The sequence below is a fragment of the Cryptosporangium minutisporangium genome (genome assembly GCF_039536245.1).
Taxonomy (GTDB): Bacteria; Actinomycetota; Actinomycetes; order Mycobacteriales; family Cryptosporangiaceae; genus Cryptosporangium; species Cryptosporangium minutisporangium.
The window spans coordinates 88,262-108,536 of record NZ_BAAAYN010000014.1 but is presented as its reverse complement, the minus strand read 5'-3'; the positions used below and the strand labels follow the sequence as shown (position 1 = coordinate 108,536).

Below are 20,275 nucleotides of genomic sequence, written 5' to 3'. Positions count from 1 at the left end.
TGGAACATGCTGATCACCAGCCTCCTGGTGCTGCTGGTCTTCCCGATCCTGACCGCGGCGTTCTTCGGTCTCCTCGCTGACCGGCACCTCGGGGCGCACGTCTACGACGCCGACACGGGCGGCCCGATCCTCTGGCAGCACCTGTTCTGGTTCTTCGGCCATCCAGAGGTCTACATCCTCGCGTTGCCGTTCTTCGGGATCATCACCGAGATCATCCCGGTGTTCAGCCGGAAGCCTTTGTTCGGTTACAAGGGTCTGGTCGGCGCGACGATCTCGATCGCGGCGCTGTCGATGACCGTGTGGGCGCACCACATGTTCGTCACCGGCGCGGTGCTGCTGCCGTTCTTCAGCTTCCTGTCGTACCTGATCGCGGTGCCGACCGGGATGAAGTTCTTCAACTGGATCGGCACGATGTGGCGCGGCCAGCTGACGTTCGAGACGCCGATGCTCTTCTCGGTCGGCTTCCTCGTCACGTTCCTCTTCGGTGGCCTGACCGGTGTGCTGCTGGCCAGCCCGCCGATCGACTTCCACGTCTCGGACAGCTACTTCGTCGTGGCGCACTTCCACTACGTGCTCTTCGGGACGATCGTGTTCGCCGCGTTCGCCGGGATCTACTTCTGGTTCCCGAAGATGACCGGGCGGATGCTCGACGAGCGCCTCGGCAAGCTGCACTTCTGGCTGACGTTCATCGGCTTCCACACCACGTTCCTGGTGCAGCACTGGCTGGGTAACGAGGGCATGCCGCGGCGGTACGCCGACTACCTGCCCTCGGACAACTGGACGACGCTGAACACGATCTCGACGATCGGTGCGTTCATCCTCGGCATCTCGACGCTGCCGATCATGTGGAACATCTGGAAGTCCTACAAGCTGGGCCGGGTCGTGAACGTCGACGACCCGTGGGGTTACGGTGGTTCGCTGGAGTGGGCGACGTCCTGCCCGCCGCCGCGGCACAACTTCCTCGAGCTGCCCCGGATCCGCTCCGAGCGTCCGGCGTTCGACGTGAAGTTCCCGCACCTCGCCCCCTGGGCCCACGAGGTCAAGAACCCCCAACAGCCGACCATTTCGGCCTGAGTGGGCGGCCCGCCCACAACGACGCTGATAGCCGTGCTCCGACTGCCCCGCCCCGCGAAAGCGCGGCGGGGCAGTCGCCGCTCACAACGGCGGTGGAGCCCGTCCAGGGCGGCGCTGGCAGTCGAGCGCGCCGACGTCGTGACATCAAGGGGCCCGTCATAAAGGAGGCGCGCTCGCCTGTCAGCGCCGTTCTGGGCGGGCCGTGCAGGGTGGGGTCGCTCACACGGGGCGGGTCGGGTGTCATCCGACGAGCGTGTTCGTTCTACGGTGGGTGAGCGTTACCTCCTCTTCTCCAGCCGCGGAACCGGAGCGATGACCCACAGCACGCGCGCCCTGCTCACCGTCACCGGAACCGACCGCCCCGGCGTCACCGCCGCACTGTTCTCCGCACTTGCCACGCTCGACCTCGAGGTCCGGGACGTCGAGCAGGTCGTGATCCGGGGGCAGCTGCTACTCGGCGTCTCGGTGGAGCTGCCGTCCGCCGACGACCTGGTGAAGGTCCGGGAGAAGGTCACCGACCTCGGGCGTGCGCTCGGCGTCTGGATCGAGGTGGCGCTGGCGCCGTCCGGCGAGGCGGCGATGACCCGCCGCCAGCAGAAACCCCACCACGTCACGGTGCTCGGGCGTCCGCTCACCGCGTCCGCGGTCGCCGCGATGGCGTCCCGGATCAGTGAGCTGGGCGGCAACATCGACGCGATCACCCGGCTGTCGAAGTACCCGATCACCAGCCTCGAACTGCGGGTGTCCGGCGTCGACGGCGCGCCGCTGCGGACCGCGATGTCCGCGCTCGCCATCGAGCACCTGATCGACGTCGCGGTGGAGCGCAGCGGCCTGTCCCGGCGGGCGAAGCGGCTGGTCGTCTTCGACGTCGACTCGACGCTCATCACCGGTGAGGTGATCGAGATGCTCGCGGCCCACGCCGGCCGGGAAGCCGAGGTCGCCGCCGTCACCGCGGCCGCGATGCGCGGGGAGCTGGACTTCGCCGACTCGCTCCGGCAGCGGGTGGAGGCGCTGGCGGGCCTCGACGCGGCGGTGCTGGAGAAGGTGCGCAACGAGGTCCGGTTGACGCCCGGCGCGCGCACGCTGGTCCGGACGCTCAAGCGGATGGGGTACCGCTGCGGCATCGTCTCCGGGGGCTTCACGCAGGTCACCGATCACCTGGTCGAGCTGCTCGGGCTCGACTTCGCCGCCGCGAACACGCTGGAGGTCGTCGACGGCGTGCTCACCGGGCGCGTCATCGGGGAGATCGTCGACCGGCCGGGCAAGGCGGTCGCGCTGCGCCGGTTCGCCGAAGCAGCCGGCGTCCCGATGGCGCAGACCGTCGCGGTCGGCGACGGCGCGAACGACATCGACATGATCGCCGCCGCCGGGCTGGGCATCGCGTTCAACGCGAAGCCGGCGCTGCGCGAGGTGGCCGACACCGCGCTGAACCAGCCGTACCTGGACGCGGTGCTGTTCTTCCTCGGCGTCCCCCGCGACGAGATCGACGAGATCGACGAGGCCGAGGAGCTTTAGGACGGGGTCGGCGACGGCGTCTCGGAGCGCGGCAGGATCTCGTCCAGCAGGGACTCCAGCTCGGACCGGTAGTGGCCGCAAGCGTCGGTGGGCAGGTGGACGAGGAAGACTCGCGACCCCACGCGTGCCCATAGCACCCGGGAGTCCTCGCTGACCGCTGTGCAGCTGTAGCCCCTGGGCAAGGGCTCGTCCTCGGCCGAGATCAGCGTCTCCAGTTCGTTGAACCGGGCGCTGCCGGACGCGACGACGACCGGGCTGCCGGCCGTCTCGTCCCACGGAAGCGGGCGCGGGCAGAGGACGAAGGCGGAGACGTCGTCCGGCAGCGCCTCGGGGTCGTCGCGGTCCACGATGTTCGGCGGTGCCCAGTCGGCCTCGTTGGGCTTCGGGCAGGTGAGGGTCGGCTGCGCCCAGCCACGGGGTCCGGTCGGGTCACGGCTCACGACGAACATCAGCGCGGCCAGCGCGCCGAGCGCGGTCACCGCCATCAGCCATCGCATGCGGGTGTGACGCGCGCGGGCGGCTCACGGTTGCAGTTCGCGGGCCAGTACTGCGGCTTGGACTCGGCTGCGCAGCCCGAGCTTCGCCAGGATCCGGCTGACGTGGGTCTTGGTGGTGGCCTCGGCCATCTCCAGCGTCTCGGCGATCTCCGCGTTGGAGAGCCCCTGACCGAGCCGGTCGAGGACCTCCCGCTCCCGGGGCGTCAGCTTCTCCAGCCCGGGCGGCGGCTCCGTGCTGTGCACCGGTCCGCGCGCGAACGCGTCGATCAGCCGACGGGTCACCCGGGGCGCGACCATGCCCTCTCCGGCGGCCACCAGCCGGACCGCGGCGATCAGGTCGGCGGCCTCCGCGTCCTTCAGCAGGAAGCCGGCGGCGCCGGCCCGGAGGGCGCCGAACACGTACTCGTCCAGATCGAACGTGGTCAGCACCAGGACGTCCGCGAGGCCCTCCACGGTCAGCGCCGCGGTCGCGGCGATCCCGTCGAGCTTCGGCATCCGCACATCCATCACGACGACGTCCGGGCGCAGCTCACGGGCGAGCGCCACCGCCTCCTCGCCGTCCCCGGCCTCGCCGACGACCTCGATCCCGGACGCCGCGCCGAGGATCAGCACCAGACCGGTCCGTACCGCGGCCTGGTCGTCGGCGACCAACACTCGCACGTCTCCGGTCACAGCGGGATCTCCGCGTGCACTCGCCACCGTCCTTCCTCCAGGCCCGCGTCGAGCGTTCCCCCCACGAGCGTGGCCCGTTCCGCCATCCCGACCAGACCCGCCCCGCCGGGGAACGGGAACGGGACGTCGGAGCCCGGCACCGGATTCTCCACGGTCAGCGTCAGCGCGTCCGAGCGGTACGCCACGACCACCTCGACCGGCTGGTCGGTCGCGTGTTTTCCGGCGTTGGTGAGCGCCTCCTGGATGATCCGGTAGCCGGCCAGCTCGATCGCGGGCGCCAGCGGGCGGCCCTCACCGACCACGCGCAGGGTGGCGTCCTGCCCGTCCGCACGGGCCTTCTCGACGAGGGCCGCCAGCTGGTCCAGGCGCGCCTCGGCGGGGGAGTCGGAGTGGCCGTCGGCGCGCAGGACGTCGATCAGGTGGCGCATCTCGGTCAACCCGCTGACGCTGTGCTGTCGGATGACCCGGAGCGCCTGCTGGGCGGCTTCGGCGTCGTCCGGACGCGCGAGCGCGGCGGTGGAGTGCAGCGCGATCACACTCAGGTCGTTGGCGACGAGGTCGTGCAGGTCCCGGGCGACGCGGGTGCGTTCGGCGGTCACCGCGGCGCGCTGGTCCAGCTCGGCGAGCCGGGCGGTCTGCTCCGCACGCTCCCGCTCGGCCGCCGCGGTCTGCCGGTGCCGCCGGACCGTCATCGCGGTGTCGACCGGCACCACGGTGAACAGCGCTGCCTGCACCCCCAGCAGGACGCCCTGCACGTCACGCTCGACGACCAGCCCCACCACCGTGAAGACCAGGACCGTTCCGACCGAACTGATCATCAGCACCCGACCGGTGCGCGCCGATCCCCGCTCGGTGATGTCCCAGAGCGCGTTGGCGAGCACGAAGATCGTCACCAGGTTCGGTCCGACGATCCAGTCGACGGTCAGCGCGGCGTAGGCGATCGCCAGGCTGAGCCACGGGTGGCTGCGGAGGAACAGCAGCGACACTGCCGAGGCGCCCAACGTCGCCACGCCGATCCAGCTGTCCAGCGGCCAGCCCAGCGCGAACAGCGCCAGGCCGCCGACGAACGTCCCGACGGCCAGCCCGAGTCGCCGCCAGCCCGAATCCACGTCCCGATTCGACCACGGCGGCCCGCGAACGGCGTCCGCTCGGCGACGGATGGCCGCTGCCGGGCGTCCACCGAAGGATGTACGGGGGGAAGCGGTGAACGTCGGTCGGACGGCGTACGGGCAGTTCCCCGCGCAGGCGGACGCCGCCGGACGGTTCTGACGCGACGCTGGAACCATGATGCTCGGGGTACTGATCGCGTGCGAAATCGGGTTCTGGGTCGTGCTGGTCGCGGGGCTGGCGGCGAGATACCTCCTGCGGATGCCGCGGCTGGGCGCGGTGCTGCTCGTCGCGACGGCGGTCGTCGATCTGATCGCGCTCGCCGCGGCGGTGATCGACCTCCGCGGCGGGGCGACCGCCAGCTGGCAGCACGGACTGGCCGCGCTGTACATCGGGTTCTCGGTGGCGTTCGGACCGACGCTGGTGCGCTGGGCGGACCAGCGGTTCGCGTACCGCTTCGCCGGGGGTCCTGCGCCGACGAAGCCGCCGAAGTACGGTGCTGCGCGGGCCAGCTACGAGTGGAAGCTGTGGTTCCGCGCGGTCGTGGCGTGCGGGATCTCCGGCGCGCTACTGCTCGCGGCGGTCCGGCTGGTGGACGACGGCGAGCGCACCGCCCAACTGGACGGCACGCTCGCCGTGTTGCCCAAGGTCGTGATCATCTGGGGCATCGTCGCGGCGACCTACACCGTTTTCCCCAAGCGCAAGGCAGCCTGAGCTACGCGGCGACGACCGGCTCGCCGACCAGCGAGACCCCGGCCTGCTCGAGCTCCAGGAGCGCGCGTTGGGTGGTCGGAGCGGCCACGCCCGCGGTGAGGTCGAGCAGGACCGTGGTGGTGAAACCGTTCCGGGCGGCGTCCAGCGCGGTCGCCCGGACGCAGTGGTCGGTGGCGATGCCGACGACGTCCACTTCGGTCACGTCGTGCGCGTGCAGCCAACCTGTGAGATCAAGTCCGTCAGCGTTACGGCCCTCAAATCCCGAATATGCGGCCGCGTACTCACCCTTGTCGAAGATCGCCTCGACCCGCTCGGTCGCCAGGTTCGCGTGCAGTTCGACGCCGTCGGTGCCCACGACGGTGTGCGCCGGCCAGGTGTCGACGAAGTCCGGCTGGTCGGAGAAGTGGTGGCCCGGGTCGATGTGGTGATCGCGGGTCGCGACCACCCGGTCCCACTGCCGGGCGTCGGCGGCGAGTGCCGCGGAGATGGCGGTGGCGACGCCGGCGCCACCGGTGACGGCGAGCGAACCGCCCTCACAGAAGTCGTTCTGGACGTCGACGACGATCAACGCGCGGGCCATGAGGATGCCTCTCAGCTCGAGAACAGAACGGGGACGGCCGGCTCGCCGGCCGACAGGCTCAGACCTTCCCAGGGGAGCGTCACGAGGGCCTTCGCCAGGTGGTCCCGGGAATCCCGGAGCGTCGGCGCGTCTGGCACCCGGTCCCCGCTGCGGACCAGCGGAATCTGCAGCGGCCGGTCGCACTCACCGAGTTCGGGAGCGCCGGCGCCGGTAAGGATCACCTCTTCGATGGCGGTGCCGGTGGGCTTGTAGCGGCGGATCGCGGCCTTGCGTCCGCCCCGGGACGCCTTGTTCTCGCTGCGCTTGGCCACCGGACGGCCCTCGACCTCGACCAGCTTGTAGACCATGCCCGCGGTCGGGGCGCCGGAGCCGGTGACGACCGCGGTACCGGCGCCGTAGGCGTCCACCGGGGCGACGGCCAGCGCGGCGATCGCGAACTCGTCCAGATCGCCGGAGACGACGATCCGGGTGTCGGTGGCGCCCAGCGAGTCCAGCTGCTGGCGGGCCTGGACGGCCAGCACGCCCAGGTCACCGGAGTCGATCCGGACGGCGCCGAGCGACGGGCCGGCCACCTCGATCGCCGTCCGGATCCCGGCGGTGATGTCGTACGTGTCGACCAGCATCGTGGTGCCGACGCCCAGCGCGGCGAGCTGTCCGGAGAACGCGGCCTTCTCGGTGTCGTGCAGCAGCGTGAACGCGTGTGCGCTGGTGCCCGTGGTCGGGATGCCGTAGCGCCGACCCGCTTCGAGGTTGGACGTGGCGGTGAAACCGGCGAGGAAGGCGGCGCGCGCGGAGGCCACCGCCGACTCCTCGTGCGTCCGCCGGGAGCCCATCTCGATCAGCGGCCGGTCGCTCGCCGCGACGGCCATGCGCGCGGCCGCCGTGGCGATCGCCGAGTCGTGGTTGAGGATCGACAGCGCGAGCGTCTCGAGCAGTACGGCCTCGGCGAACGTGCCGCGGACCGACAGGATCGGCGAGCCGGGGAAGTACAACTCGCCCTCGGGGTAGCCGTCGATGTCGCCGCTGAACCGGTAGGCGGCCAGCCACTCGGCGGTCTCCGCGTCCACCACGCCCGCGCTGCGGAGGTAGTCCAGGTCCTCGGCCTCGAACCGGAAGTCGACCAGTGCGTCCAGTAGCCGTCCGGTGCCGGCGACGACGCCGTAGCGGCGCTCCTTCGGCAGCCGACGGGCGAAGACCTCGAAGACGCACTCGCGGTGGGCGGATCCGTCGCGGAGCGCGGAGGCCAGCATCGTGAGCTCGTAGTGGTCGGTCAGCAGTGCTGTCCCCATGGCCCCAGCCTACGAGCAGCCGATCGTTCGCCCTGGCCCGGGCCTGGGACGGGAACCATGTTGCCCGGGGTTGTTGCGAGAACCTCCAGCGATGGCACGATGGGACGCATGACCGCTCCCCTGGTCGCTCCGGCGGAGACACCGAGCACCACCGAAAGGCCCGAGCAGCAAAGGCCGTGGGTCACGGTCGTCTGGGACGACCCGGTCAACCTGATGTCGTACGTGACTTACGTGTTCCAGAAGCTGTTCGGGTACGACAAACCCAAGGCCACCCAGCTCATGCTCGACGTACATCAGAAGGGACGAGCCGTCGTGTCGACCGGCAGCCGGGAACGCATGGAGCACGACGTCGCCCGGCTGCACTCGCACGGGCTCTGGGCCACTCTGCAGCAGGACTGAGATGACTTACGGTTTCACGCGCACGAACAACGCCTACACGCTGCGGCTGAGCGCCGAAGAGGCGCAAGCGGTCGGGCTGGTGGTGGCACAAGTCGCCGGCTTGATCCAGGCGGGCGACCGGCGTGGCGTGATGAGCCTCGACCTGGGCCCCTCGTCGCTCGGCCGCTCCGATTCGTTCGGGCGCGACCCGTTCGACGTCGGCGGCCGGTCGGTGGCGCCCCAGCCGGGTGACGTCTTCGACGACTTCGACCGGATCGAGCCCGAGCCCGAAGACCTCGAGGTCGAGTTGGTGGACGACGGCGTGGACGCCGTCGGCGTGGCCGGTCCGAGCGCCGATCCGGTACTCGCGAGACTCTTCCCGGACGGGTACCGGGACGATCCGGAAGCCGCGGCCGAGCTGCGCAGCCTCACCGAGTCCTCGCTGCGCGAGCAGAAGATCGGCAACGCCGGCGTCATCCTCGACGACCTGCCGTTCGAGGGCGGCGAGATCCGGCTCGACGCCGACCGGGCGGAGGCGTGGTTGCTCGCGCTCAACGACGCTCGCCTGATGCTCGGCACCGCGCTGGAGATCGAGGCCGAAACCGACCCGCTGGCCGAGCTCGAGGCGGCCGCCGGTGCGGATCCGACCGGCGCGCGGGTGCTGGGACTCTCCCTCTACCAGTTCCTGACCGGGTTGCAGGCCAGCCTGGTCGACGCGATCGATCCCGAGGCGTAACCGCCGGGCGGACGCCATCGGCGTGGTTCGGTGGCTTCGCGGAGTGATGCGCGTCCCGTCTGGTGACCGGATCTGCCGTCCTCCGGGATGGGCTGGGTACGCTGGGAGTCGTGTTGACGCTTCCCCGGGCCATCTACGACGCCATCGTGGCGCACGCCCGCCGCGACCACCCCGATGAGGCGTGTGGCGTGGTGGCGGGTCCGGCCGGCAGCGACCGCCCCGTTCGCTTCATCCCGATGCTGAACGCCGCCCGGTCGCCCACGTTCTACGAGTTCGACTCGATGGACCTGCTCAAGCTCTACCGGGAGCTCGACGACCGGGACGAGGAGCCCGTCGTCATCTACCACTCGCACACCGCGACCGAGGCGTACCCGTCGCGAACCGACATCTCGTACGCGCAGGAGCCGGGCGCGCACTACGTCCTGGTCTCCACCCGTGACGAGGAGACCGTCGAGTTCCGCTCGTTCCGCATCGTCGACGGTGTGGTCACCGAGGAGCCGGTCGAGATCGCCGCATCGGCGGATTTAGCCGACGAGGCCACGCGATGACGGTTCGGCGACGCCCCACGCAGTCGTACCTCTTCGGCCATACTCCGGCCGAGGTGGTCTACGACTGTCGTTGCCGCTGAGTCCAACCCGTGCCGACCGCGGCCTGTGCGGTCCGGCGCGCGGGGATTCACCGCCCGGCGTGTTCTGGTGACTCCGGTCGGTGATCGGCCGGGCCCCCGCCGGCTGTTATCCAGTCACTCCCAGGAGGCTCGAGTACCCATGGCGATCGAAGTTCGCATTCCGACTATCCTCCGCACCTACACCGGTGGCGAGAAGACCGTGCAGGGCGAGGGCGAGACGCTCGAAGCGCTCATCGCCGACCTCGACGGCAAGTACCCCGGTCTGCGCGGCCGGCTGGTCACCGACACCGGCACGCTGCACCGCTTCGTGAACGTGTACGTCAACGACGAGGACGTCCGGTTCACCGGTGCCCTCGAGACCGGTCTCAAGGACGGCGACTCGGTGACCGTGCTGCCTGCGGTGGCCGGCGGCTGCTGAGCCCGTGAGTGACCCGGGCCTCGGTGTGAGGCCCGGGTCCGCGGTAGACCCGGTAGAGAAGGAGACCGACCATGGCCCGGTACGACTCACTGCTCGACGCGCTCGGTGACACGCCCCTGGTCGGTTTGCCGCGGCTCTCCCCGAGCGACGACGTCCGCCTCTGGGCGAAGCTCGAGGACCGCAACCCGACCGGTTCGGTCAAGGACCGCCCGGCGCTCTACATGATCACCGAGGCCGAGCGCGACGGTCGGCTCCGTCCCGGCGACACGATCCTGGAGCCGACGAGCGGCAACACCGGCATCTCGCTGGCGATGGCGGCGAAGCTCAAGGGCTACCGGCTGATCTGCGTGATGCCGGAGAACACGTCGATCGAGCGGCGGCAGCTGCTGGGCATGTACGGCGCGGAGATCATCTCGTCCCCGGCCGCGGGCGGCTCGAACCAGGCCGTCGCGATGGCGAAGCAGCTGGCCGAGGAGCACCCCGACTGGAAGATGCTCTACCAGTACGGCAACCCGGCGAACGCGCGTGCGCACTACGAGACGACCGGGCCGGAGATCCTGCGGGACTGCCCGACGATTACGCACTTCGTCGCGGGTCTGGGCACGACCGGCACGCTGATGGGTACCGGGCGGTACTTGCGCGAGAAGGTTCCGGACGTCCAGATCGTCGCCGCCGAGCCGCGCTACGGCGAGCTGGTGTACGGCCTGCGCAACATCGACGAGGGGTTCGTCCCGGAGCTGTACGACGCCAGCGTGCTGACCACCCGCTTCTCGGTCGGCCCGCGCGACGCGCTGCTGCGGACCCGGCAGCTGATCGAGGTGGAGGGGATCTTCGCCGGCATCTCGACCGGCGCGATCCTGCACGCGGCGCTGGCGACCGCGCACCGCGCGGCGAAGGCCGGGCAGCGCGCCGACATCGTTTTCATCGTCGCCGACGGTGGGTGGAAGTACCTCTCCACCGGCGCCTACGCCGGCACCTTGGCCGAAGCCGAAGCCGCCCTAGAAGGCCAGTTGTGGGCTTGATGGCGGCGCGGACGCTAGGGGCGCGCCGAATCGCACGGGGACGCCGGGGCTGAAAAGCACGCTCGGCGGGGGGCCGTCGGGGGTGGGTAGGCCGGCGGCGGCGAGCAGGGTTTCGTCGAGGTCGGTGAGCGTCGCGCTCTGTAGTGGCCAGACCGGGTGCTCGTTGGGCAGGTAGTACGTCCGGCCGCGATGCGTGGTGTGCAGGCCCCAGCGGGCGGTCAGGAACTCGTTGAGCGGATCGGCTGGGGCCGGATCGCCCGGTACCACGGTGAACGCGTTGCGGGGCCCCGCGTCGGGCCAGCGCCGCACGCTGGCGTACGTGTACGAGCCGTCCGGGGCGCGCGTGACACGCATGCGCGACCACACGTAGTTCAGCCCGAACACCGCCCGCCCGATCACTACCGGCAGTAGTCGCGCCGCGTCCAGGGAACGGAACACGACGCCGCGTCGCCCGGCGGCGTCGACCGAGTAGAGACGGACGTTCGTCTCCGCGAACTGACCGAAGTACGGGACGCCGACGCCCAGCCCCACGCGGTCCATCCGGAAGCCGATCAGCCCGACGTAGGTCACCCCGTCGAGCGTGTCCGGACGCGTGCCCGCCGGCAGCAGCGGCGCCACCACCGCCGGGTCCACCGGCCAGTGCAGGAAGGCCAGGTCACGCCACCACTGGGTCATGATCGCCCGCCGAATCGGCCGCGGTGCTGCGAGCGTCACCGGCTCAGCGTCCATGCCTACAGCGTGCCACGCCGCGGAGGGCTGTCGCCGGAATGATGTAGCGCCGGGCTCGCTATCACGAGCCTTCCGCCACATCATCCCCGGAACCCGGCGGAGTTCCCGCAATGTGGGACACTAGTCTCGAAATATGGAATCACAGCGGCGATGGGTGGTGCTGGCGGCGGGCCTGGCCGGAATGACGGCCGGCTGCGCGTTCCTCTACGGGCTGCCGTACCTGCTTCCGCGTCTCCGCGCGGACGGCCTGTCGTTGACGCAGGCCGCCGCCCTGGTCGCGTGCCCGACGTTCGGGCTGCTCGCGACGCTGGTGGTGTGGGGCTGGCTGGCCGACCGGTACGGCGAGCGCCGCGTCATCGCGCTGGGGCTGGGCGGGGCGGGCGTGGCGCTGCTGGCCGCCGCCGCGGTGTCCGGCCCGATCGCGCTCGGGGCCTGCCTGGTCGTCGGCGGTGCCGCCGCGGGCTCGGTGAACGCGGCCAGCGGGCGGCTGGTCCTGGGCTGGTTCGGCGCCGCCGAGCGCGGGCTGGCCATGGGCATCCGCCAGATGGCCCAGCCGCTGGGTGTCGCGGTGGCGGCGGTAGAGGTGCCGGTGCTCAGCGCGTCCGACCGCGCCCCCGCGCTGCTGTTCTTGGCTGCCGCCTGCCTGGTGACCGCGGTGCTGATCGCGGTCGTCGTGCGCGATCCGGCGCGCGTCGAGTCGGGCGGAGCGTTCGAAGCCGGGAGCCCTTACCGCACTCCGGTGCTCTGGCGGGTGCACAGCGCCGGGGCGTTGCTGGTGTTCCCGCAGTTCGCGGTCGCGACGTTCGGCTTGGTCTTCCTGGTCGACGCAGAGGGGTGGGACGCGGCGTCGGCTGGGCGGCTGCTCGCGGTGGCCGCGTTCGGCGGTGCGGCGGCGCGGCTGCTGGCCGGCTGGTGGTCGGATCGCGCCGGGACCCGTACCGGGCCGATGCGGGTGCTCGCGGGCGTCACCGGGGTGATCGTCGCGCTGCTCGCGGTCGGCGCCGCCGGGGTGCCGGGAATCGCGGTGACCGCGCTGGTCGCCGCCGCGGTGGTGTCGGTGTCGACGAACGGGCTGTCGTTCACGGCGGTGGCCGAGTACGCCGGTCCGGGCTGGGCCGGGCGGGCGCTGGGCATCCACAACACCGGCCAGAACGCGGTCGCCGCGCTGACCGCGCCGGTGCTCGGCGCGGTCGTGACCCACGCGGGCTACCCGGTGGCGTTCGCGGCCGCTGCCTGCGCGGCGGTGCTGGCGGTGGCGGTCGTCCCCTCCGTGCACCTTCCCGACCGCGTTGCCGCACGCTGACGACCTTCAGCCCGCCGACCGGGTGTGTGCGCCCTCGCGCACGCGCGTGTGACGCTGCGCGATCAACGTATGACTTCTCGTATATCGGACGGGGCTGTTCCGGATCGCGGGCCGCGGGTTATGGTGGCCGCGTCACTGAACGCGGGAGCTCGCGCCGAAAGCGGGCTGAGAGGGCGGCTGTCCGAAACGGACGGTGCCGCCGACCGCTCGAACCTGACCGGGTAATGCCGGCGTAGGGAAAAGGGAGCACGCCATGAGCCGTGCCGTTTTTGATGCTCCGAATCGGCCGGAGGGCTCCGACGCGCCTCCGGAGCGATCCGCCGAGCGGGAAGAAGCCGTCTCCACCGGCCCACTGCCGGGAAGCCGCAAGGCCTACCGGGGCGACCTCCGCGTTCCGACGCGGGAGATCGAACTGACCACCGGCCAGGTGGTCGAGCGCTACGACACGTCCGGTCCGTACACCGAATCCGACTTCCGCCCCGACCTCGACAACGGGCTTCCGAAACTCCGGAAGACCTGGCCACGCAACCACCCGACCCAGCTCCTGGCCGCCCGGGCCGGCGAGATCACCACCGAGATGGCGTACGTCGCGGCCCGCGAGCACCTCCCGGCCGAGCTCGTCCGGGACGAGATCGCCGCCGGTCGCGCCGTGTTACCGGCGAACGTGAACCACCCGGAGTGCGAGCCGATGATCATCGGCAAGCGCTTCCTGGTGAAGGTCAACGCGAACATCGGCACGTCGGCCGTCACCTCCTCGCCCGCCGAGGAGGTCGAGAAGATGGTCTGGGCGACCCGCTGGGGCGCCGACACGGTGATGGACCTGAGCACCGGCCCCCGCATCCACGAGACCCGCGAATGGATCCTGCGGAACTCTCCGGTGCCGATCGGCACGGTCCCGATCTACCAGGCGCTCGAACGCGTCAACGGTGACCCGACGAAGCTGACCTGGGACGTCTACCGCGACGTCGTGATCGAGCAGTGCAAGCAGGGCGTCGACTACATGACGGTCCACGCCGGCGTCCGGATGGAGTACATCCCGCTGACCGTCGGCCGCAAGACCGGCATCGTCTCCCGCGGTGGGTCGATCCTCGCTGCCTGGTGCCTCGCGCACCACCAGGAGAACTTCCTTTACACGCACTTCGCCGAGCTCTGCGAGATCCTGCGCGACTACGACGTCACGTTCTCCCTCGGTGACGGGCTGCGCCCCGGATCGGTCTACGACGCGAACGACGAGGCCCAGCTGGCCGAGCTGCGGACGCTCGGCGAACTCACGCAGGTGGCGAAGGCGCACGGCGTCCAGACGATGATCGAGGGCCCGGGGCACGTGCCGATGGACAAGATCGCCGAGAACGTGAAGCTCCAGCAGGAGTGGTGCGACGAGGCGCCGTTCTACACGCTCGGCCCGTTGGCGACCGACGTCGCTCCCGGCTACGACCACATCACGTCGGCGATCGGCGCCGCGATGATCGCCTGGCACGGCACCGCGATGCTCTGTTACGTCACGCCGAAGGAGCACCTGGGACTCCCGGACCGCGACGACGTCAAAGCGGGCGTGATCGCGTACAAGATCGCGGCGCACTCGGCCGACGTCGCCAAGGGCCACCCGGGTGCGCAGGCGCACGACGACCAGCTCTCCGACGCGCGATTCGAGTTCCGCTGGGCCGACCAGTTCGCGTTGGCGCTGGACCCGGAGACCGCCCAGTCGTACCACGACGAAACGCTGCCGGCTGCGCCGGCGAAGACCGCGCACTTCTGCTCGATGTGCGGTCCGAAGTTCTGTTCGATGCGCATCAGCCACGATCTGCGAACGACGTATGCGGACGCGGCGGCAGCGGGCATGGACGCCAAGTCAGCGGAGTTCCGGGCCGCGGGCGGGCAGATCTACCTACCGGTGGTGGACGCGTGAGCGGGCCGGCGGTCGCGCTCACCGTGGCGGGGTCGGACTCCGGCGGCGGGGCCGGTCTCCAAGCCGACCTGCACACGTTCGCCGCGTTCGGCGTCCACGGCACCACCGCCGTCACCGCGGTGACCGTGCAGAACACGGTCGGCGTGACCGGCGTCCACGAGATACCGCCGCAGATCGTCGCGGACCAGATCGGAGCGGTGGTCGAGGACCTGCGGCCCACCGCCGTGAAGACCGGGATGCTCGCGTCGGCGCCGATCATCGAGGCGATCGGCGCCGCGTTCCGGCAGCACGGCATCGGGCGGGGCGGAACGATCCCGCTGGTGCTCGACCCGGTGTGCGCGTCGATGCACGGCGACCCGCTGCTCGAGCCCGACGCCCTGGACGCCCTGCGAGGACTGTTCGCGCTGGCGACCGTCGTCACGCCGAACCTCGACGAGACACAGCTGCTGGTCGGCACCCGGGATCAGCGCGACGCCGCCCGGGCGCTGCTGGCACTCGGGGCGGAGCACGCGCTGGTGAAGGGTGGGCACGGCACCGGGCCGCGCAGCCGTGACCTGCTCACCGACGGCGTCACCGAGATCTGGTTGGACGCCGAGCGGATCGAGACCGGCAACACGCACGGGAGCGGCGACACACTGGCGGCCGCGACCGCCGCGCGACTGGCCGGTGGCGACTCGCTGCCGGACGCGGTCCGAGCGGCCAAGCGGTACGTCACCCGCGCGGTGGCCACCAGCTACTCGGTCGGCGCGGGGCACGGCCCGGTCGGTCACCCACCGGCCGACGAGCCGGTGCGTGCCTCGGCCGCGGGCGACGAGGTGGTGGCGGCGCGGGCGGGAGCAACGCCGTGACCGGCTCGGCCCGCCGCACCCGAGTCACGGTGATCGGCGGCGGGGTGATCGGGCTGTCGTGTGCCTGGCGGCTCGCGCGGGCGGGGACGGACGTGACGCTCGTCGAGCTCGACCCGGAGCAGGGTGCGAGCCGGATCGCCGCGGGCATGCTGGCGCCGATCACCGAAGCGCACCCGACCGAGCCGGGCCTGCTCGCCACCGGCCGCCTCTCGGTGGACGCCTGGCCGCAGTTCGCGGCGGAGCTCGCGGACACCGGCATCGACCCCGGATACACCACGACCGGCACGCTCGTCGTGGGGTACAGCGCGGACGACCTGGCGGCGCTGGAGGAGCTCGCCGCCCGGCTGGCCACGCTCGGCATCGACGTCGAGCGGCTGACCGGCTCGGCGTGCCGCCGCTACGAGCCCGCCTTGGCCCCGGGCGTCCGGGGCGGGCTGAGCGTGCCGGGCGACCACAGCGTCGACAACCGTGCGGTGCTGCGTGGGCTGCAGGCGGCCGTGGCGGTCGCCGGGGTACGGGTGGTCGCCGAGGGAACCGGGGAGACGACCGGCGCCGACGTCACCGTGGTCGCCGCGGGCGCCTGGACGCCACTCCTGGTCCCGGCACTCGCCGACCTGGTCCGGCCGGCCCGTGGGGAGAACGTCCGGCTGACCGCCGGGCGGCACACGCCGGTACTCACCCGAACGGTCCGTGCGCTGGTCGACGGTCGGGCCGTGTACCTGGTGCCGCGGAGCACCGGCGAACTCGTCGTCGGCGCGACGCAGGACGAGGTCGGTTTCGACCGGACGGTCACGGCCGGAGGGATCCACCGGCTGCTCACCGACGCCCGCCGAGCGCTGCCGACGATCGACGAGTACGCGCTGGCCGAGACGTCGGCCGGGTTACGCCCGATGAGCGCGGACGGCGCGCCGCTGGTGGGGTGGATCTCGGACGACACGGTGGTTGCAACCGGACACGGGCGGAACGGAATCCTGCTGGCGCCGCTGACGGCCGCGCTGGTCACGCAATTGGTGACCGGCGTTGGGGGAGCTCCGGACGCGGAGGTGGTCCGCGCGTTCGCCCCGGACCGCTTCGCGTCCGGAACGCGACGAGCGGCGCACCCGACGGGCGGAGGGACGCGATGACGACGCTGCGGGTGAACGGACGGCCGGTCGAGGTCGCGGAGTCGGTCACGGTTGCCGCGGTCGTCCAGCAGGTGACGCAACGCCCGGCCGGCTTCGCGCAGGGCGTGGCGGTCGCGGTGAACGGAGAGGTGGTGCCGCGCGGCGGCTGGGCCAGGACCCAGCTCGTCGACGGCGACACCGTGGAAGTGATCACGGCGGTACAAGGTGGATAGCCCCATGACGTATACCGATGCACTGGTCATCGCCGGGAAGCCGCTGGCGTCCCGGCTCGTGATGGGTACCGGCGGTGGTTCGATCAGCCTCGCCGTCCTCGGGGAGGCACTCCGGGCGTCCGGCACCGTGCTGACGACGGTGGCGCTCCGGCGGGTCGATGCCACGACCGGCACGGGCGTCTTCCAGCTCTTACGGGAGTGCGGCATCGAGGCGCTCCCGAACACGGCGGGATGCCGCACGGCCGCCGAGGCGGTGCTCACCGCGCGGCTCGGCCGGGAGGCGCTCGAGACCGACTGGGTGAAACTCGAGGTGGTGGCCGACGACCGGACGCTGCTGCCGGACCCGGTCGAACTGCTCACCGCAGCGGAGCAGCTGGTCGCTGACGGGTTCACGGTGCTGCCGTACACCAACGACGATCCGATCCTGGCTCGGCGGCTGGCCGAGGTGGGGTGCGCGGCGGTGATGCCGCTGGGTTCGCCGATCGGGTCGGGCCTCGGCATCCGGAACACGCACAACATCGCGCTGATCGTGGAGGAGGCCACCGTGCCGGTCATTCTCGACGCCGGGATCGGCACCGCCAGCGACGCCGCGCTGGCGATGGAACTCGGCTGCGACGGTGTGCTGCTCGCGACGGCCGTCACCGGTGCGCGCGACCCGGTCGCGATGGCCACCGCGATGCGGCTCGCGGTGGAGAGCGGACGGTTGGCGTACCGGGCCGGACGGGTGCCGCGTCGCTGGTACGCCCAGGCCTCGTCGCCCCCGGTGCCGGAGTGACCAGCCCCGGGCCGTCCGGCCGCACCGTGGACGCCGGGCGGAGCCGCCGCGCGCGGCTGGCGGACGCGCGCCTCTACCTGTGCACGCCCGACCGCCCCGACCTCGCCGAGTTCGTCGACGCCGCCCTCGCCGGCGGCGTCGACATCGTCCAGCTGCGGGAGAAGGGCATCGAGGCGCGCGTCGAGCTCCAGCGCCTGGAGATCCTGAAAGCCGCCTGCGAGCGGCACGGTGCGCTGCTCGCGGTCAACGACCGGGCCGACGTCGCGCTGGCTGTCGACGCCGACGTCCTGCACCTGGGCCAGGACGATCTTCCGGTGACCTGGGCACGCCGCATCGTCGGCGACGACGTCCTGATCGGGCGCTCCACCCACTCCCCGGAGCAGGCCGCGGCCGCCGCTTGGGAACCCGGCGTCGACTACTTCTGCACCGGTCCGTGCTGGCCGACGCCGACCAAGCCCGGCCGTCCCGCCCCCGGTCTCGACCTGGTGCGGCACGTGGCCGGGGCCGCCCCGGACCGGCCCTGGTTCGCGATCGGGGGCATCGACGAGACCCGGCTCGAAGCGGTCAGAACGGCCGGCGCGTCCCGCGTCGTCGTCGTCCGGGCGATCACCGACAGCGCGGACCCGAAGGCGGCGGCACAGCGACTACGAGCCGGCGTCATGGGCGAGTAACGCGAGCTGCACCCGGTTGTTCAGCCCCAACCGGGTGAGGATCCGTGACACGTGCGCCTTGACGGTGGCCACGCTCATGAACAGTTCGCCGGCGATCTCGGCGTTCGAGGCGCCCCGTCCGACCGCCTCGGCCACCTCCAGCTCGCGCGGGCTGAGCTGCCCGAGCAACTCGGCCGCGCGAGCCTTCCTGGCGTCGACGCCGCCCTCGGCGACGTGCGCGATCAGCTGCCGAGTGATAGTGGGGGAGAGCATCGGCTCCCCGTCGGCGACCGCCCGGATCGCCCGGACGATCTCGGCCGGCGGTGTGTCCTTGAGCAGGAAGCCGCCGGCCCCGGCCCGCAGTGCCCGCAGGATGTACTCGTCCGCGTCGAACGTCGTCAGGACGATCACCTCGGGCGGGTTCGGACGTCGCCGCAGCGCCTCGGTGGCGGCCAGCCCGTCCAGTCGCGGCATCCGGATGTCCATCAGGACGACGTCCGGCGCCAGCGCGCTGACCGCGGCGTTCACCTCCGTGCCGTCCGCCGCCTCGCCGACCACCTGCAGGTCGTCGGTGCCGGACAGGATCATCGTCAGGCCGGCGCGCNCACCTCCGTGCCGTCCGCCGCCTCGCCGACCACCTGCAGGTCGTCGGTGCCGGACAGGATCATCGTCAGGCCGGCGCGCACCAGCGCGTCGTCGTCCACGATCAATACCCGGGTCATGCGGTCTGTGTCTCCCGGTCGCCTCCTCCGCTCCGCTCCTCGGTCGCTAGGACTCCCTGCGATGCTCACTTCGGAGACTCCCTCAATCCCACGGCAGCCATGCTGTCAGGCGGAAGTCGCCGGCCGTCGAGGGGCCGTGCTCCAGGCGCCCACCGGCGAGGCCGACCCGCTCGCCGAGCCCGATGATGCCCGTGCCGGTACCAGGGATCTGGTCGGCGCTACCAGTGACCACCGCACTCCGGAGCGGCAGCCAGTTCCGCACCTCGACGGTCAGCCCTTCCCCCCGGTCACCGCTCACCGTGACCCGCACCGCCGCGCCGCGCGCGTGCTTACGGGCGTTGGTCAGCCCCTCCTGCACCACCCGGTAGGCGGTCCGGCCGACGATGTCCGGCACCGTGTCCGGGTCGTCCACCCGGACGTCGAGGTCGATCGTGGCGCCCGCCCGACGCGCCTCGGTCACCAGCGCGGGCAGGTCGCCGAGCGTGGGCTGGGGCCGGTCGCGCTCGGCCTCACCGCCGTCGGCCCGCAACACGCCGATGACGTCGCGCAGCTCCTGGAGGGCCTGGTGAGCGCTGGTGCGGATGACGCCGGCGGCGCGCGCGATCTCGTCGGGCGGGGCGTCCGGGCGGAACTCCAGGGCGCCGGCGTGCAGGCTCAGCAGCGAGATCCGGTGAGCGAGGACGTCGTGCATCTCGCGGGCGATCCGGGTGCGCTCCAACTGGCGGGCCTGCTCGACCCGGCGGTGCTGCTCCTCCTCGGCGCGGCGGGCTCGGTCCCGCAGCGAGGCGATCAGCGCGCGCCGGGCCTTGATGAAGCTTCCCCAGGCCACCAGACCGGCGGCGAGCAGATTCACCATGAGGAACGTGACCCAGTACGGAACGTCCGGGCTCGGCCGCACCACGTTGTAAATGGCGCCGGTCGCGACGAACACCGCCGCGGCGAAGAACACCGCGCGTGGTCGTCGGTGGACCGCGACCGTGAGCAGCGTGATGCCCTGCGCGATGCTGGCCAGTGTCGCGACGGTGGCCAACACGGAGACGACGACCGAGATCGTCGTCGGCCAGCGACGGCGCCACCAGACCAGTGGGGCACAGAGCGTGGCCATGATCAGGTCGACCCACTGGAGCGGCTCTTCGACCTCGGTGTGGCCGGTCGCCAGCGCGATCCAGAAGCCGACCGGGAGAGCCGCCGACACCACTACGCAGATCACGTCGACCGCGCGTTGCCGCAGGGGTGACTGGTCCGGCTCCGGGCGGTCCGCCAGGTACGTCAGCATCGCCTCGTTGGTGGCCGGATCGGCGTGCGCCGCACGCTTGTCCACCGCCGACCCCATGGAACCAGGCTACGACCGTCGCGAGCCGGTCGGATACCGACCA

The 20,275-nt window shown here is 71.6% G+C and carries 23 protein-coding genes; 15 read left to right on the top strand and 8 right to left on the bottom strand.

Annotated features, from left to right (window positions below; all coding sequences use genetic code 11):
• Positions 1-1,074, top strand: a 1,074-nt coding sequence (locus ABEB28_RS11555; RefSeq protein ID WP_345728030.1) for a cytochrome c oxidase subunit I, incomplete at its 5' end; no start/stop codon positions are given.
• A gap of 312 nt (positions 1,075-1,386) precedes the next feature.
• Positions 1,387-2,589, top strand: a complete 1,203-nt coding sequence (serB, locus tag ABEB28_RS11550; RefSeq protein WP_345728029.1) for a phosphoserine phosphatase SerB — start codon at positions 1,387-1,389, stop codon at positions 2,587-2,589.
• Here the strand turns inward: serB and ABEB28_RS11545 are convergent.
• Genes ABEB28_RS11545 through ABEB28_RS11535 form a run of 3 tightly spaced genes read right to left on the bottom strand, consistent with a single transcriptional unit; the run spans position 2,586 to position 4,867 of the window.
• Positions 2,586-3,086, bottom strand: coding sequence for a hypothetical protein (locus ABEB28_RS11545; RefSeq protein WP_345728028.1), 501 nt, complete (start codon positions 3,084-3,086; stop codon positions 2,586-2,588). The genes serB and ABEB28_RS11545 overlap by 4 nt on opposite strands.
• Before the next feature lie 24 nt (positions 3,087-3,110).
• Entirely contained in the window at positions 3,111-3,758 is a 648-nt protein-coding gene (locus ABEB28_RS11540) for a response regulator (RefSeq protein WP_345728027.1), read from the bottom strand.
• The gene (locus ABEB28_RS11535) at positions 3,755-4,867 is read right to left on the bottom strand and encodes a sensor histidine kinase (protein ID WP_345728026.1); all 1,113 of its coding nucleotides are present in this window, start codon (positions 4,865-4,867) and stop codon (positions 3,755-3,757) included. The genes ABEB28_RS11540 and ABEB28_RS11535 overlap by 4 nt, the downstream gene beginning before the upstream one ends.
• A 175-nt stretch (positions 4,868-5,042) precedes the next feature.
• Here ABEB28_RS11535 and ABEB28_RS11530 point away from each other — a divergent pair, with 175 nt between their 5' ends.
• Positions 5,043-5,579, top strand: a complete 537-nt coding sequence (locus ABEB28_RS11530; protein WP_345728025.1) for a hypothetical protein — start codon at positions 5,043-5,045, stop codon at positions 5,577-5,579.
• Between the two features lies 1 nt (position 5,580).
• On the opposite strand, the gene ABEB28_RS11525 is transcribed toward ABEB28_RS11530, so the two are convergent.
• Both ABEB28_RS11525 and ABEB28_RS11520 read right to left on the bottom strand, forming a co-directional pair.
• On the bottom strand, positions 5,581-6,159 hold the full coding sequence (locus tag ABEB28_RS11525) for an isochorismatase family protein (protein WP_345728024.1): 579 nt from the start codon (positions 6,157-6,159) through the stop codon (positions 5,581-5,583).
• Between the two features lie 11 nt (positions 6,160-6,170).
• Positions 6,171-7,448: a nicotinate phosphoribosyltransferase gene (locus tag ABEB28_RS11520; RefSeq protein WP_345728023.1), complete on the bottom strand. Its 1,278-nt coding sequence runs from the start codon at positions 7,446-7,448 to the stop codon at positions 6,171-6,173.
• Between the two features lie 108 nt (positions 7,449-7,556).
• Between ABEB28_RS11520 and clpS the strand changes: the two genes are divergently transcribed.
• The 5 genes from clpS (at position 7,557) to ABEB28_RS11495 (ending at position 10,630) form a co-directional block, all read left to right on the top strand.
• On the top strand, positions 7,557-7,847 hold the full coding sequence (gene clpS / locus ABEB28_RS11515) for an ATP-dependent Clp protease adapter ClpS (RefSeq protein ID WP_345728022.1): 291 nt from the start codon (positions 7,557-7,559) through the stop codon (positions 7,845-7,847).
• 1 nt (position 7,848) lies between these two features.
• Positions 7,849-8,562 (top strand): DUF2017 family protein, encoded by a 714-nt coding sequence (locus ABEB28_RS11510; RefSeq protein ID WP_345728021.1) that lies wholly within the window; start codon positions 7,849-7,851, stop codon positions 8,560-8,562.
• Positions 8,563-8,672: 110 nt separating this feature from the next.
• On the top strand, positions 8,673-9,110 hold the full coding sequence (locus tag ABEB28_RS11505; protein ID WP_345728020.1) for a M67 family metallopeptidase: 438 nt from the start codon (positions 8,673-8,675) through the stop codon (positions 9,108-9,110).
• Positions 9,111-9,329: 219 nt separating this feature from the next.
• Positions 9,330-9,608, top strand: a complete 279-nt coding sequence (locus tag ABEB28_RS11500; protein WP_345728019.1) for a MoaD family protein — start codon at positions 9,330-9,332, stop codon at positions 9,606-9,608.
• A gap of 71 nt (positions 9,609-9,679) precedes the next feature.
• Positions 9,680-10,630 carry a PLP-dependent cysteine synthase family protein gene (locus ABEB28_RS11495; protein ID WP_345728018.1) on the top strand — a complete coding sequence of 317 codons (951 nt, stop codon included), beginning with the start codon at positions 9,680-9,682 and terminating at the stop codon, positions 10,628-10,630.
• Here the strand turns inward: ABEB28_RS11495 and ABEB28_RS11490 are convergent.
• A complete protein-coding gene (locus tag ABEB28_RS11490) occupies positions 10,607-11,359 on the bottom strand; it encodes a YqjF family protein (protein ID WP_345728017.1) in 753 nt (250 codons plus the stop codon). The two genes, ABEB28_RS11495 and ABEB28_RS11490, sit on opposite strands and share 24 nt — an antisense overlap.
• Positions 11,360-11,492: 133 nt before the next feature.
• Here ABEB28_RS11490 and ABEB28_RS11485 point away from each other — a divergent pair, with 133 nt between their 5' ends.
• From ABEB28_RS11485 to thiE, 7 genes are all read left to right on the top strand, one after another.
• Positions 11,493-12,662, top strand: coding sequence for an MFS transporter (locus ABEB28_RS11485; RefSeq protein ID WP_345728016.1), 1,170 nt, complete (start codon positions 11,493-11,495; stop codon positions 12,660-12,662).
• 253 nt (positions 12,663-12,915) lie between these two features.
• On the top strand, positions 12,916-14,568 hold the full coding sequence (thiC, locus tag ABEB28_RS11480; protein WP_345728015.1) for a phosphomethylpyrimidine synthase ThiC: 1,653 nt from the start codon (positions 12,916-12,918) through the stop codon (positions 14,566-14,568).
• Positions 14,565-15,416 (top strand): bifunctional hydroxymethylpyrimidine kinase/phosphomethylpyrimidine kinase, encoded by an 852-nt coding sequence (gene thiD / locus ABEB28_RS11475; RefSeq protein ID WP_345728014.1) that lies wholly within the window; start codon positions 14,565-14,567, stop codon positions 15,414-15,416. Before thiC ends, thiD begins: the two co-directional genes overlap by 4 nt.
• On the top strand, positions 15,413-16,540 hold the full coding sequence (gene thiO / locus ABEB28_RS11470) for a glycine oxidase ThiO (RefSeq protein ID WP_345728013.1): 1,128 nt from the start codon (positions 15,413-15,415) through the stop codon (positions 16,538-16,540). The genes thiD and thiO overlap by 4 nt, the downstream gene beginning before the upstream one ends.
• Positions 16,537-16,752, top strand: a complete 216-nt coding sequence (thiS, locus tag ABEB28_RS11465; protein WP_345728012.1) for a sulfur carrier protein ThiS — start codon at positions 16,537-16,539, stop codon at positions 16,750-16,752. Before thiO ends, thiS begins: the two co-directional genes overlap by 4 nt.
• 4 nt (positions 16,753-16,756) lie before the next feature.
• Entirely contained in the window at positions 16,757-17,527 is a 771-nt protein-coding gene (gene thiG, locus ABEB28_RS11460) for a thiazole synthase (RefSeq protein ID WP_345728011.1), read from the top strand.
• On the top strand, positions 17,524-18,198 hold the full coding sequence (thiE, locus tag ABEB28_RS11455; RefSeq protein ID WP_345728010.1) for a thiamine phosphate synthase: 675 nt from the start codon (positions 17,524-17,526) through the stop codon (positions 18,196-18,198). Before thiG ends, thiE begins: the two co-directional genes overlap by 4 nt.
• Here thiE and ABEB28_RS11450 read toward each other — a convergent pair.
• On the bottom strand, positions 18,172-18,765 hold the full coding sequence (locus ABEB28_RS11450; RefSeq protein WP_345728009.1) for a response regulator: 594 nt from the start codon (positions 18,763-18,765) through the stop codon (positions 18,172-18,174). The two genes, thiE and ABEB28_RS11450, sit on opposite strands and share 27 nt — an antisense overlap.
• A gap of 216 nt (positions 18,766-18,981) precedes the next feature.
• Positions 18,982-20,232, bottom strand: coding sequence for a sensor histidine kinase (locus tag ABEB28_RS11445; RefSeq protein WP_345728008.1), 1,251 nt, complete (start codon positions 20,230-20,232; stop codon positions 18,982-18,984).
• Positions 20,233-20,275: the final 43 nt, after the last annotated feature.

What these genes read in the sequence shown, in the direction of transcription:
- ABEB28_RS11495 (WP_345728018.1), top strand. Translation starts at nt 9,680, where the DNA reads ATGGCCCGGTACGACTCACTGCTCGACGCGCTCGGTGACACGCCCCTG.
- ABEB28_RS11510 (WP_345728021.1), top strand. Translation starts at nt 7,849, where the DNA reads ATGACTTACGGTTTCACGCGCACGAACAACGCCTACACGCTGCGGCTG.
- clpS (WP_345728022.1), top strand. Translation starts at nt 7,557, where the DNA reads ATGACCGCTCCCCTGGTCGCTCCGGCGGAGACACCGAGCACCACCGAA.
- ABEB28_RS11490 (WP_345728017.1), bottom strand. Translation starts at nt 11,359, where the DNA reads ATGGACGCTGAGCCGGTGACGCTCGCAGCACCGCGGCCGATTCGGCGG.
- ABEB28_RS11525 (WP_345728024.1), bottom strand. Translation starts at nt 6,159, where the DNA reads ATGGCCCGCGCGTTGATCGTCGTCGACGTCCAGAACGACTTCTGTGAG.
- ABEB28_RS11485 (WP_345728016.1), top strand. Translation starts at nt 11,493, where the DNA reads ATGGAATCACAGCGGCGATGGGTGGTGCTGGCGGCGGGCCTGGCCGGA.
- ABEB28_RS11500 (WP_345728019.1), top strand. Translation starts at nt 9,330, where the DNA reads ATGGCGATCGAAGTTCGCATTCCGACTATCCTCCGCACCTACACCGGT.
- ABEB28_RS11520 (WP_345728023.1), bottom strand. Translation starts at nt 7,448, where the DNA reads ATGGGGACAGCACTGCTGACCGACCACTACGAGCTCACGATGCTGGCC.
- ABEB28_RS11450 (WP_345728009.1), bottom strand. Translation starts at nt 18,765, where the DNA reads ATGATCCTGTCCGGCACCGACGACCTGCAGGTGGTCGGCGAGGCGGCG.
- serB (WP_345728029.1), top strand. Translation starts at nt 1,387, where the DNA reads ATGACCCACAGCACGCGCGCCCTGCTCACCGTCACCGGAACCGACCGC.
- ABEB28_RS11530 (WP_345728025.1), top strand. Translation starts at nt 5,043, where the DNA reads ATGATGCTCGGGGTACTGATCGCGTGCGAAATCGGGTTCTGGGTCGTG.
- ABEB28_RS11545 (WP_345728028.1), bottom strand. Translation starts at nt 3,086, where the DNA reads ATGCGATGGCTGATGGCGGTGACCGCGCTCGGCGCGCTGGCCGCGCTG.
- thiC (WP_345728015.1), top strand. Translation starts at nt 12,916, where the DNA reads ATGAGCCGTGCCGTTTTTGATGCTCCGAATCGGCCGGAGGGCTCCGAC.
- ABEB28_RS11445 (WP_345728008.1), bottom strand. Translation starts at nt 20,232, where the DNA reads ATGGGGTCGGCGGTGGACAAGCGTGCGGCGCACGCCGATCCGGCCACC.
- thiG (WP_345728011.1), top strand. Translation starts at nt 16,757, where the DNA reads ATGACGTATACCGATGCACTGGTCATCGCCGGGAAGCCGCTGGCGTCC.
- thiS (WP_345728012.1), top strand. Translation starts at nt 16,537, where the DNA reads ATGACGACGCTGCGGGTGAACGGACGGCCGGTCGAGGTCGCGGAGTCG.